Origin of the sequence: Streptomyces sp. NPDC007205 (assembly GCF_040634095.1) — a bacterium.
Lineage (GTDB): Bacteria > Actinomycetota > Actinomycetes > Streptomycetales > Streptomycetaceae > Streptomyces.
Window position 1 is genome coordinate 1 of record NZ_JBEYEW010000004.1, and the last position, 12547, is coordinate 12547.

Below are 12547 nucleotides of genomic sequence, written 5' to 3' on the forward strand. Positions count from 1 at the left end.
TATCAACATATCTGGCGTTGATTTTTGGCACGCTGTTGAGTTCTCAAGGAACGGTCGCTTCCTTTGTACTCACCCTCTCGGGCTTTCCTCCGGGCGCTTCCCTTCGGTCTTGCGTTTCCGACTCTATCAGATCTTTTCTCGATCCGATTTCCTCGGTGCTTTCCAGGTTCCCGCTCTCGCGTTTCCCTTTCCGGCGGTTCCGACTCTATCAGATCCTTTCGGCGTCTGACTCCCAGTCAGGGGGGTTTGTCTTCCCGGCCGCTGGGCCGTTCCGACGTCTCAAACCTTAGCGGATCCGCTCGGCGATTCCCAATCGGGTCACCGGGCTTCCCATTCGAATTGAATTCGGGCACGCCGAAATCAACCCGTGTGGGAGATCGTGCTGATGGTGTGAGGGGTGCCGCTCGGGGCGGCTGAGGTGTTGCTGCGGAACCGTTACGCCTCCGTGGCAACCCGAAGAACTTTACGGAACGGGGAGGGGTGTGTCAACCCGCCCCTGTCAAGATCTTTTCCGTGCCCTCAGTCGAGGTCGCTGAGGCGACCGCCGGCGTCCGGCTGGGCGTGCTCCACCCTGATCAGGAGCCTGGTCAGGACCTCGCCGAGGACCGCTCGCTCCGCCGGTGTGAGGTCCTGGAGCAGGTCCTCCTCGAAGACGGTCGCCAGGCGCATTGCCTCCAGCCACTTCTCTCGTCCCTCCGGGGTCAGCTCGACGATGACTCGGACGCGGTTGGACTCGTCCCGTTCCCGGGTGACCAATCCTTCGGAGACCATGCGGTCGATCCGGTGGGTCATCGCGGCCGGGGTGAGGCCGAGGCGCTTGGCGAGGTCGCCGGGGCCCATGCGGTAGGGGGCGCCGGAGAGGACGAGTGCCTTGAGGACCTCCCACTCGGCGTTGCTGATGCCGAGGGCGGCGGTCTGGCGGCCGTAGGCGACGTTCATGCGGCGGTTGAGCCGGGACAGCGCCGAGACGATCTTCTCGACCTGGGGATCGAGGTCCCGGAACTCGCGCTGGTAGGCGGCGATCTGCTCTTCGAGTGTCGGCTCTGTGACGTCGGGGGCTGTGTCGGCCATGGCCGCAGTATCGCACGCGGCAGCTTTGCCTTGAAGTCCTTCGATGTGTACTCTTTAGCTTCGAACTTTAGCTTCGAAGTCTTCACTCCTAACTACTGAGAGAGGTGAACGTGACCAGGGCGATGGGCGCAGCGATGCGCCGGATCCACGTGGGCAACGCACTCAGCGCGTTCGGGCTCGGCTTCACGGTCCCGTACCTGTACGTCTATGTGGCGCAGGTGCGGGGCCTGGGAGCCATGACGGCGGGACTCGTGCTCGCCGTCTTCGCCGTGGCCGCGCTGATCGTCCTGCCGTTCGCCGGCAGGGCGATCGTGCGGCGCGGCCCGCTGCCGGTCCTGCTCGCCGCCCTGGTCACCGCCGCGCTCGGCGCGCTGAGCCTGGGTCTGGCGAGCAGTGCCGCCGCCGTACTGCTGTCGGCCGCGGCGCTCGGCGCCGGGCAGGCCGTGATGCAGCCGGCGCTGGCGACGATGATCGTGGACTGCTCTTCGGCCGACACCCGGTCCCGGGCGTTCGCGACGCAGTTCTTCCTGCAGAACCTGGGGCTCGGCATAGGTGGCCTCATCGGCGGTCATCTCGTCGACACCACGCGCGTGTCGTCGTTCACGCTGCTGTTCGCGATCGAGGCGGCGATGTTCCTGCTGCTGGTCGGTGTGATGGCGACGGTGCGGATGCCGCACTCGCCGCGGATGGAGGAGGCCCCCGCGGGGTCGGCGAAGGGCAGCTGGAAGCAGCTGCTCGGGAACCGGGCGATGGTGCAGCTGTGTGTGCTGGGCTTCGTGCTGTTCTTCGCCTGCTACGGCCAGTTCGAGTCCGGGCTGAGCGCGTACGGCGTCGAGGCCGCGGGGATATCCACCTCCGCGCTGGGGACGGCCCTGGCCGCGAACACGCTGATGATCGTGGTCGCCCAGTTCGCCGTGCTGAAGTTCGTGGAGCGGCGTCGGCGGTCCCGGGTGATCGCCGGGGTGGGCCTGATCTGGGCCGTCGCCTGGCTGGCCGCCGGGTACGCGGGGCTGGGGCACGGCAGCCAGGAGATGGCGACGGCCGCCTTCGTGTCGACGTACGCGCTGTTCGGGCTGGGTGAGGCGATGCTGTCGCCGACGGTCGCGCCGCTGGTCGCCGATCTGGCGCCGGAGGGCATGGCCGGTCAGTACAACTCGGCGTTCGCGCTGGTCAAGCAGCTGGCGCTGGCCGTCGGTCCGGCGGTGGGCGGGCCCCTGGGCGCCTCGCTGCACGCGCCGTACATCGTGACCTTCCTGCTGTTCTCGCTGGGGATCACCGTCCTGGCGCTGCGGCTCGGGCGACGGCTCACCCCCGTACAGGACCGGCCGTGGCCGGCGCGCGGGTCCCGGGTGGTCACCCGTGGTGGGGCTCCTGCCGAGCCGGTTGCCGCGGAGGCGTGAGCCCCTCGTGGTCCGCGACGGCCGTCACTTTCGGGTGGCGGCCGTTTTCGCGTACGGGTCAGCGGGTCGCCGTGACCAGGCCGGCGGTGAACGGAGGCGTCGCTGTGCCGTCCGGGGCGGTGTGGTCGGCGAGCTGGTCGCGGATCAGCCGGGCGAGTGAGCTTTTGACACCGGTCGCGGGGTAGGCCCGCCGGTCAGTGCTTTCCCTTCGGCAGGACGAACTCGCACCACACCGCCTTGCCGCCGCCCGGAGTGCGACGGCAGCCCCAGCTGGAGGCGATCGTCGCCACGATCGCGATGCCCCGGCCGGACTCGTCGCCGGGTTCTGCGCGGCGGCGCCGGGGCAGATGGTCGTCGCCGTCGGTGACCTCGATGATCAGGCGCCGGTCGGTGCGGCGCAGACGCAGGCGCATGGGCGGGGTGCCGTGCTGGAGGCTGTTGGCGACGAGTTCGCTGGTGGCGAGGACGCCGAGGTCGTGCAGTTCGGCGGGGAAGCGCCAGCTGGTGAGGACGCCGGTGGCGAAGGCACGCGCGCGGGGGGCTGCTTCGACGCCGCCGAGGAGTTCCAGGGCGGCGTTGCGGAAGAGGTCGCCGTCGGGGCCCGTACGGGCGGGGTGCTGGAGGACGAGGACGGCGACGTCGTCGTCGTGGTCGGCGGTGACGCCGGCCGAGCGGACCAGGCGGTCGCAGACGACCTGCGGGGTGCCGGTGGCGCCGGCGAGGGCGCGTTCGAGTGCGGCGATGCCCTCGTCCAGGTCCTCGTCGCGGCGCTCGACCAGGCCGTCGGTGTACAGGACGGCGGTGGCGCCGGGGCCGAGGGCGATGGAGCCGGAGGAGTGGATCCAGCCGCCGGTGCCGAGCGGCGGGCCGGTGGGTTCGTCGGCGCGGGAGACCGTGCCGTTCTCGTCGCGGACCAGGATGGGCAGGTGGCCGGCGGAGGCGTAGACCAGGCGGCCCTCGTTGGGGTCGTGGACGGCGTAGACGCAGGTGGCGATCTGGTTGGGGTCGATCTCGGTGGCGAGGCCGTCGAGGAGCTGGAGCACCTCGTGCGGGGGCAGGTCGAGGCGGGCGTAGGCGCGGACGGCCGTCCGCAGTTGGCCCATCACGGCCGCCGCGCGCACCCCTCGCCCCATGACGTCGCCGATGACCAGGGCGGTGCGGCCGCCGCCGAGGGTGATCACGTCGTACCAGTCGCCGCCGACCGCGGCCTCGGTGCCGCCGGGCTGGTAGGTGGCGGCGATCCGGAGGTCGTCGGGCTGTTCCAGTTCCTGCGGGAGGAGGGAGCGCTGGAGGGTGACGGCGGTCTCGCGCTGGCGGCGTTCGCTGGCGCGCAGGCGTTCGGCGGCCTCGGCGTGGTCGGTGACGTCGGTGGCGAAGACGAGCACGCCGCCGTCGCGGTCGCCGTCCTCGGCGACGGGGGTGCAGGTGAAGGTGTAGGAGCGGCCGTCGTCGGCCTTGCGGGACTTCAGGGTGCGGGGCTTGCCGCTGCGCAGCACCTGGTCGAGGAGCGGGAGCAGGCCCAGTTCGGCGAGTTCCGGGAGCGCCTCCCGCGCGGGCGTGCCCGTGGGCCGTGCGCCGAAGGCCGCCGTGTAGGCGTCGTTGACGTAGCCGATGCGGTGGTCCGGGCCGTGCACGAGCGCGACGAGGGCGGGGACGCGGTCGAGGACGTCGCGCGCGGGCAGTTCGTCGACGGCGGGCACCGGGAGTGTGCCGTCGGCCGGCTGTTCGGCGCGGGCCGCGGGCACGGAGCCTTCCCCCCGCCGGTCCGGGGAGACCGGGGTCTCGGTCCGCGCGGCGGCGCGGCGCTGCGTTCCGGGGAGCCGGGCGCTCCAGCGCGTGAAGTTCACTTGGGAAGAAGCCTCGTGGGTGCTGTGGGCGGGTGGGTGGCCCGTCCGCGGACGTGGGGCAGTCTGGCAGGGGCGGCGCCGCGGCGACATCCGTCAGACGCCTGGGCGGGCCGGGTAGTTCCTGGGTCCGGTCAGGACGACCCCTTCGGGTTGTCCGAGGGGCTGTGAGGAGGCTTTCCACCGGCCGCGAGTTCGAACTCCGCTCGCGGATGTTCGAGTGAACCGAGCGAGACGATCTCCCGTTTGAAGAGCCCGGCGAGGGTCCATTCCGCCAGGACGCGGGCCTTGCGGTTGACGGTGGGCACCCTGCTGAGGTGGTAGACGCGGTGCATCAACCAGGCAGGGTAGCCCTTCAGCCTGCGCCCGTAGACCTGGGCGACCCCCTTGTGCAGGCCGAGGGAGGCGACCGAACCGACGTACTTGTGGGCGTACGTCTGAAGGGGCTCGCCGCGCAGCGCGTGGGCGATGTTGTCGCCGAGGACCTTGGCCTGGCGGACGGCGTGCTGGGCGTTCGGCGCGGTCTCGGTGCCGGGTTCGGCGGCGGTGACGTCGGGTACGGCCGCCGCGTCGCCCGCCCCCCAGGCGTGTTCCACGCCCTGGACGGTCAGCTGGGCGGTGCACTTCAGCCGGCCGCGCTCGGTGAGCGGCAGGTCGGTCGCGGCGAGCAGGGGGCTGGGCTTGACGCCGGCGGTCCACACGACCGTACGGGTCGGGAAGCGCTGGCCGTCGCTGAGGACGGCGACGCGGTCGGCACAGGAGTCCAGGCGGGTGTTCAGGAGGACCTGGATGTTGCGGCGGCGCAGCTGGGTGACGGTGTAGCTGCCCATCTCGGCGCCGACCTCGGGCAGGATCCGGTCGGAGGCCTCCACGAGGATCCACTTCAGGTCCTCGGGGCGGACGTTGTGGTAGTAGCGCGCGGTGTAGCGGGCCATGTCCTCCAGCTCGGCGAGCGCCTCCACACCCGCGTAGCCGCCGCCGACGAAGAGGAAGGTGAGGGCGGCGTCGCGGATCGCGGGGTCACGGGTGGAGGAGGCGATGTCCATCTGCTCGATGACGTGGTTGCGCAGGCCGATGGCCTCTTCGACGGTCTTGAAGCCGATGCCGTACTCGGCGAGGCCGGGGATGGGCAGCGTCCGGGAGATCGAGCCGGGGGCGAGGACGAGTTCGTCGTAGCCGAGGAGTTCGGCCGCGCTGCCCTCCTCGGCGGTGGCGAGCGTGTGGACGGCTGCGGTGCGTACCGCGTGGTCGATGGAGGTGACCTCGCCGACGACGACGTGGCACTGGTCCAGCACCCGGCGCAGCGGTACGACGACATGGCGAGGGGAGATCGACCCCGCGGCTGCTTCGGGAAGGAACGGCTGGTACGTCATGTAGGGGTCGGGGGTGACGACGGTGATGTCGACCTCACCCCGCTTGAGCTCGCCCTTCAGCTTCCGCTGCAGACGCAGGGCCGTGTACATCCCGACGTAGCCGCCGCCGACAACCAGAATGCGCGCACGTTCCTTCACCATCCCATGACGCACCCGGCGCAGGTGTTTGTCCACAGCCCCGGCAATTTGTGTGACCGGTGGCCGGGTGCCCGCGGGGCCGGGCGCGGTGTCCGGGCGGGACGAAAGGGAGCAGGTCAGCGGGGGCGGGCGAGGCGGATGGAAGGTGAGGAAACGGGACGTACGAGACCCGTACTCCGATCGGGGGGCGCACTGTGCGGAACCTGCCCCTTCTGAATTGACTCCCTCTCAACTATGTTCGTGTGTCGACGGGGTGTAGGGACTGTGGTCGAACGGGTGCCGCGACGGGCGGACCCGGTCGAGACCGACGCATGTTCCGCGCACTCCGCGTTCAGTGGCGGGGAGTCTCCGGGGGGAGACGTCATCACCGGGGGAACACATGCATGTTCAGGACACGCATTGGTCAGCTGCAACCGCGATCGCGTCCGGCGGTGGCGCGGTGAGCGCGGCGGCGGGCAACGGGCGCGCGGACGGGGCGCGCACAACGCCGTTGCGGGTGGATGCACAGCGCAATCTGGAGCACGTGCTGCGTGCGGCGCGTGAGGTCTTCGGCGAGCTGGGGTACGGGGCGCCGATGGAGGACGTGGCGCGGCGCGCGCGGGTGGGCGTCGGCACGGTGTACCGGCGCTTTCCCAGCAAGGACGTGCTGGTGCGGCGGATAGCCGAGGAGGAGACGGCGCGGCTGACCGAGCAGGCGCGGGCCGCGCTCGGTCAGGAGGACGAGCCGTGGTCGGCGCTGTCGCGGTTCCTGCGGACGTCCGTGGCGTCGGGGGCGGGCCGGTTGCTGCCGCCGCAGGTGCTGGTCGGCTCCGCCGGTTCGGCCGGGCCCGCCGAGGAGGCTCGGGTGCCTCAGCAGCGGGTGCAGCCGGCGAGTGGTGAGCTGCGGCTGGTGCCGGGCGAGTCCGCGGATGACGGCGGGGTCGGGGCGTTGCTCGATGTCGTCGGGCAGCTCGTGGAGCGGGCTCGGGCGGCCGGTCAGCTGCGGGCGGATGTGTCCGTGGGGGATGTGCTGCTGGTGATCGCCACGGCGGCGCCGTCTCTGCCGGATGCGGCTCAGCAGGCTGCGGCTTCTGCCCGGCTGCTGGATATCTTGCTGGAGGGGCTTCGGTCTCGGCCTGCGTAGGGGTTCGAGGGGCGGTCTCGGCCTGCGTAGGGGTTCGAGGGTCGGTTCCGGGTTGAGGGGTGCGGGGTGCGCGACACGGCCCCGCGCCCCTCACTCGTTCCGGTGGTGACCGGAGACCTGTGCTGACCAGAGCCCTCGGATGAGTGGATGCCGTGAACACACGGTCCTTGGGCAAAGGGCAATGTGACACCCTGAGCCGGTGACGATGGGCGTTGGCGGGCGGGACGAGTCACGCGGTGACGACGCGAGCGCGGAGGCCGCCGGGCTGACCCCGCCCCAGGTCCCGCACCAGGGCGGGCGTCCGGCTTCCCCCGGTGGGCGGAGCGTGCCCGCCCAGCGCGGGGGCAGTGTGCTGCCGCCGTCCCTGGAGATACCGCCCGACGACGGTGAGCTGGTCGAGCGGATGCGCGGCGGTGACGACTCCGCGTACGCGGAGCTCTACCGGCGGCACGCGGACTCCGTACGGCGGTATGCGCGCACCTGCTGCCGGGACGGGCACACCGCCGACGACCTGACGGCGGAGGTCTTCGCCCGGATGCTGCAGGCGGTGCGCGGCGGAGCGGGGCCCCAACACGCCGTCCGGGCCTATCTGCTGACCTCCGTGCGGCGCGTCGCCGCGCACTGGGCCAAGTCGGCCCGGCGCGAGCAGCTCGTGGACGACTTCGCCGTCTTCTCCCGGCAGGCCTCGCGTGCCTCCGAAGTGTCCGACGACGACGCATGGGACCCCGGCGCCGATGTGCGCGCGATGCACGAGGCCGAGCAGTCCCTGGCCATGCGGGCCTTCCGCTCGCTGCCCGAGCGCTGGCAGGCGGTGCTGTGGCACACCGAGGTGGAGGACGAGTCGCCGAGCGAGGTCGCCGTGCTGTTCGGGCTGGATGCCAACGGCACCCGGGTCCTCGCCAGCCGGGCGCGCGAGGGTCTGAAGCAGGCCTATCTCCAGGCCCATGTCAGCGCATCCCTCGCCGGCGACGAGGAGTGCGCCCGCTATGCCGACCAACTCGGCACCTATGCCCGTCGCAAACTGCGCATCCGCGCCGAGCGGGGCCTGCGCAAACACCTGGAGGAATGCGCCAGGTGCCGGCTGGCGGCCGCGCAGATCGAGGAGGTCGCCAGCGGTATCCCCGGCGTCGTCCCGGTCGCGGTCATCGGCTGGTTCGGGGCCGCCGGGTACGCCAAGGCGCTCGGGATCGTCGCCGGCAGCGCGGGGGCCGGGGCGGCAGGTGCCGCGGCGGCGGCCTCCGGCTCGTCCGGCGGTGCGGGCGGTGCCGCGGCCTCCGAGGCGCTCGGGGCGCCGGTGAAGGCGGGGATCGCGGCCGGTGTGGTCGCGGTGGCCGCCGCCGCGGTGGCGCTGGCCCTGGTGAACAACGGTCACCCACCGGCGAAGGAGGCGGTCAAGCCGTCGCCGCCCGCGCCCGTCGTGCGCTCCGAGCCGCCCAAGCCGCCCCCGCCGAAGCCGTTGCAGCCGTTGCAGCCGTCGAAGAAGCCCGCTCACGAGCCGGTCGTACCGGCCCCCGAGCCGGCCACTCCCATCCCCGCGCCGACGGCGACGCCGCAACCCACGCCGACACCGGCACCCAAGCCGACGCCCACGCCGACACCGGCTCCCGACCCCACGCCGAAGCCGACCCCGAAGCCCACGCCACCGCCGGCGCCCACCGTCTACGAGCTGAGCGACCTCGACTACGACCTCACCGGCGACGGCACCCGGCCCGAGATCCGGCTGGGCGCGAGCAGCTGGGTGTGGCAGCGCTACGGCATGTCGGTCGGCGGCACGCGGTACGCGCGCGGGGTGACCGTGCACGGCGAGTCCTCCGTCACTGTCGCCCTCAACCGGCAGTGCACCGCCTACGACGCACTGGCAGGCGTGGACGACATGACCCTCGGCCTCGGCAAGGTGTCCTTCTCGGTCTACGCCGACGGGGTCCGGCTGTGGCGGTCCGGGATGGTCAAGGGCAACGACCGGGCCGTGCCCGTCCATGTGGACCTGACCGGGCGCAGGACCGTACGGCTCGTCGTGCGGCCGCACAGCAACCTCTTCGACCGGGCGGCACTCGCGGACTGGGCGGAGTCCCGGTTCACCTGCCGGTAGCCGTTCTCAGCCGCGCTCCACGGCGGCCTTCGGCACGCCGAGTTCCCGCAGCACACCGGCCACGTCGAGGGACGCGCCCCGGGCGCACTCGGCCGCGTACCGCCCGGCTGGCAGGGCCGCACGGGCTTCGGACTGCACCCGGGCGGCCTCGCCGCGCTCCGGCTCGGGACGTGGATTGCCGTCGCGCCAGCGGTCCGCCGCGGCGAACAGCCGCACCGCACCGGCCAGATCACCGCACCGGGCCCGCAGCCCCGCGGCGCCGTCCACCAGCGATGCCGTGATCGCCTCGGAGCACCGCTGGGCCACGGCCTCGCGCAGCGCCTCCGCGAGGATCGGCAGCCCGTGCTCGGGGCCCGCGTCCTCGGCGGCGATGAACGCCTCGATGGTGCGCAGGGCCGCCACGAACTGCGGCGGCGGGGTACCGCCGCGTGTCACCACGCACGTGGCCTCGTACAGCTCGCGGGCACGAGCGGTCTCCTTCTGGTGCAGCGCGATGTGAGCGCGTAGCAGCAGTACGAAGGCGCGTGACTCCGGCACCGCGTAGCGGTCGGCCGCCGCTCCCGCCTCGTCCAGGGCGGCCAGCGCGGCCCTCGTGTCACCGGAGCGGTAGGCGATCTCGGCGAGCCGCGCCTTCAGGAACGGCGACTCGGCGTAGGCCCCCACCTCGTAGGCCAGGCGCAGCGCCTCCTCGTACTCGCCGCGTGCCTCGTCGAACCGGCCGCGCGCCATGGCCGCCTCGCCCGCCGCGCTGCACACCTGGGCGCGCATCCAGCGGTCACCGACCCGCCGGCTGAGCGTCCGCAGCTCGGCGAGGTCCTCGTCCACGCCCCGCAGGTTGCCCGCGGAGTCGACGATCGTGTGGGTGCGGTACATCAGGGAGACGCCGACCTCCCAGTCACCGCCGTACGCACGGCAGTTGGCGACGGCCCCGGTCAGTGCCGGGCCGAGGTCCTCCGAGCCGCCCAGGTAGTAGGCGGTCAGCGGCCAGACGATGCCCGGGAGGCGGGCGGCGCGGGGACCGCCGTGCTCGAAGGCGGCCCGGACGCGCGCGATGTACTCCGGGGCCCGGGGGTCGGCCCCGAGGTGCTCGGGGTTCGACTCGGAGGTCAGGAACAGGTCGAGCATCCGCAGGTCCATGCGCAGCTCCCGCAGCGGGTGCCCGGCCTCGCCGTCGGGGGAGGCGACGAGGGCGCCGATCGGGTCGGCCGACTGCACCAGGGCCATCAGCGCCTCCGGGTCGCCGGCGGTGTCCACAGGAGGCCCGGAGGGACGGGAAGCCGCGCGGGTGTCCAGGGCCACGCCCAGGCGCAGGACCAGCCGGACCCAGGACACCGCCTCCTGACGGTGGTTGCGCAGCCACCAGAACCAGCCGATGGCCAGGACGATCGCACCCGCCTCCGCCTCGTCGCCGGCGCGGACGGAGCGGTCCAGGGCCGCCCGGACGTTGTCCAGTTCGGTTTCCAGGCGGGAGATCCAGGGCAGCTGGTCCGCCGACCGCAGGCGCGGCTCGGCCTCCTCGGCCAGTGCCCGCACCCACGCGCGGTGCCGGCGCTCGGCCGTGGCGCGCAGGCCGGGGACCTCTGCCGCGCGCTCGGTGGCGTACTCGTGGATGGTCTCCAGCATGCGGTAGCGCATGCCGCCCGTGGCGTCCGGAGCGGCGACGACGAGGGACTTGTCGACCAGGGCGCCGATCAGGTCGGCCGCCGGGCCGGTGCACACGGCCTCGGCAGCCGTGAGGTCCCAGCCGCCGGCGAACACCGAGGCCTCGCGCAGCACCGTCCGCTCGCGCTCGTCCAGCAGGTCCCAGGACCAGTCGACGACCGCGCGCAGGGTCTGCTGGCGGGGCAGGACCGTGCGGCTTCCGGAGGTGAGCAGACGGAAGCGGTCGTCGAGCCGGTCGGCGATCTGCCGTGGGGTCAGCAGCCTGAGCCGGGCGGCGGCCAGCTCGATGGCGAGCGGCAGTCCGTCCAGGCGGCGGCAGATCTCCGCCACGGCCTCGGTGTCGGCGAGCACCGCGTCGGCGTCGGGGCGGACGGCCTTCGCGCGCTCGGCGAACAGGCGGTGCGCCTGCTCCGGGACGAGGGGCTCGACCGGGCGCACCGACTCACCGGGGACGCCCAGGGGTTCGCGGCTGGTCGCGAGGATCGTGAGCCCCGGGCAGTGGGTGAGGAGGGTCTCGGCGAGGGTGGCGGCCGCGCCGATGACGTGTTCGCAGTTGTCAAGGACCAGGAGTTGGCTGCGCGGGGCGCAGTACTCGATCAGCAGGGCGACGGGGTCGGCCTGCGGGGTCGCCAGCTCGTTGGTCAGCAGCACGGTCTCGCGCAGACCGAGGGCGCTGACCACCGCGCCGGGCACCGCCTCCGGATGGTCGAGCGGGGCCAGCTCGACCAGCCATGCCTGCGGAAGCCCTGCGGCGGCCTCCTCGGCGAGGCGGGTCTTTCCGGAGCCGCCCGGTCCGGTGAGCGTGACCAGGCGGGCCCTGTGCACATCGGAACGAATGGCCTCGAGTTCGGGTTCCCGCCCGACGAAGGACGTCAGACGGGGGCGGATGTTGCCGGTGCGCTCCGGGGGCGGGGCGGGGGCCGGCGTCGTCGGGGGCGTGGGTGACGTGGGTGGCTGTGACCGGGGTACCGGCTGCTGTGGTGGTTCCTGCTGGAGCAACGACGCGTGCAGGGCCTTGAGTTCCGGACCCGGGTCGGCGCCGAGGGTGTCGGCGAGGGTCCGGCGGGCGGACTCGTACGCGGCGAGGGCGTCGGCGGTGCGGCCCGTGTCGCGCAGGGCGCGGATGAGGAGGGCGTGCAGGGGCTCGTCCAGCGGGTGGGCCGCGGTGAGTTCCGTCAGCTCCGGTACGACGTCCGGGGCGCGGCCCACGTCCAGGGCGGCGGCGGCGCGGGCGCGGGTCGCCGCCAGGCGCAGGGCCTCCGGGCGGGTGGCGGCGGTGCGGTCGGGCAGGTCGGCGAGGGCGGGGCCGTGCCAGAGGGCGAGGGCCTCGGTGAGGGTGCGGTGGGCGGTGGCGGGGTCGCCCTCGGTGAGGGCCTTGGTGCCGGTGTGGGTGAGGCGCTCGAAGACGAACAGGTCGATGTCGTCCTCGGTCGCCTCCAGGCGGTAGCCGCCGGGGGTGGAGCTGACGGTCTGCCTGCCGAGGGCCCGGCGGAGGCGGCCGACGAGGGCCTGGAGGGCGGCGGCAGCGTCGCTGGGGCGGTCGTCCGGGTGGGCGTCGGCCCAGATCTCCTCGATGAGGGTTTCGGGAGTGGTGGTGCGGCCCGGGCGGAGGGACAGGGCGGTGAGGAGTGCGCGCAGGCGTGGGCCGCCGACGGGTACGGGGGTGCCCTGGTCGTCTGCCGCCTCGGTCACGCCCAGGATTCTGTACCGCACCCGGTCATTGTGGCGGGGGGTGCGGGGTGGGGCGACGGGGTTTCACCGAGGGGTGCTGTCTCGGTGCCCTGTGCTGCGGCTGGGGCGGGGTCGGGCGCTGCTCGCTGAGAGGTGCCGCTGCGGCGCCTCGGCGG

The 12547-nt window shown here is 72.9% G+C and carries 8 protein-coding genes; 4 read left to right on the forward strand and 4 right to left on the reverse strand.

From position 1 onward, the window contains the following. On the forward strand, window positions 1-229 hold a 229-nt coding region (locus ABZ624_RS08690), incomplete at its 5' end, for a hypothetical protein (protein WP_360084088.1). Window positions 230-519: 290 nt separating this feature from the next. Here ABZ624_RS08690 and ABZ624_RS08695 read toward each other — a convergent pair. Beyond that, window positions 520-1071 (reverse strand): MarR family transcriptional regulator, encoded by a 552-nt coding sequence (locus ABZ624_RS08695; protein WP_351249887.1) that lies wholly within the window; start codon window positions 1069-1071, stop codon window positions 520-522. Window positions 1072-1181: 110 nt separating this feature from the next. Between ABZ624_RS08695 and ABZ624_RS08700 the strand changes: the two genes are divergently transcribed. Beyond that, on the forward strand, window positions 1182-2471 hold the full coding sequence (locus ABZ624_RS08700) for an MFS transporter (protein WP_360085167.1): 1290 nt from the start codon (window positions 1182-1184) through the stop codon (window positions 2469-2471). 194 nt (window positions 2472-2665) lie between these two features. Here the strand turns inward: ABZ624_RS08700 and ABZ624_RS08705 are convergent, their stop codons facing one another. Both ABZ624_RS08705 and ABZ624_RS08710 read right to left on the reverse strand, forming a co-directional pair. Beyond that, window positions 2666-4318, reverse strand: coding sequence for a SpoIIE family protein phosphatase (locus ABZ624_RS08705; protein WP_360084090.1), 1653 nt, complete (start codon window positions 4316-4318; stop codon window positions 2666-2668). Between the two features lie 131 nt (window positions 4319-4449). Then, complete coding sequence (locus tag ABZ624_RS08710; protein ID WP_360084092.1) at window positions 4450-5829, reverse strand: NAD(P)/FAD-dependent oxidoreductase; 1380 nt, start codon at window positions 5827-5829, stop codon at window positions 4450-4452. 376 nt (window positions 5830-6205) lie between these two features. On the opposite strand from ABZ624_RS08710, the gene ABZ624_RS08715 reads away from it, so the two are divergent. Both ABZ624_RS08715 and ABZ624_RS08720 read left to right on the forward strand, forming a co-directional pair. Continuing rightward, entirely contained in the window at window positions 6206-6949 is a 744-nt protein-coding gene (locus tag ABZ624_RS08715; RefSeq protein ID WP_360084094.1) for a helix-turn-helix domain-containing protein, read from the forward strand. A gap of 205 nt (window positions 6950-7154) precedes the next feature. Further along, window positions 7155-9038 carry a sigma-70 family RNA polymerase sigma factor gene (locus ABZ624_RS08720; RefSeq protein WP_360085170.1) on the forward strand — a complete coding sequence of 628 codons (1884 nt, stop codon included), beginning with the start codon at window positions 7155-7157 and terminating at the stop codon, window positions 9036-9038. Between the two features lie 6 nt (window positions 9039-9044). Here the strand turns inward: ABZ624_RS08720 and ABZ624_RS08725 are convergent, their stop codons facing one another. Beyond that, entirely contained in the window at window positions 9045-12392 is a 3348-nt protein-coding gene (locus ABZ624_RS08725) for a BTAD domain-containing putative transcriptional regulator (protein WP_360084096.1), read from the reverse strand. Window positions 12393-12547: the final 155 nt, after the last annotated feature.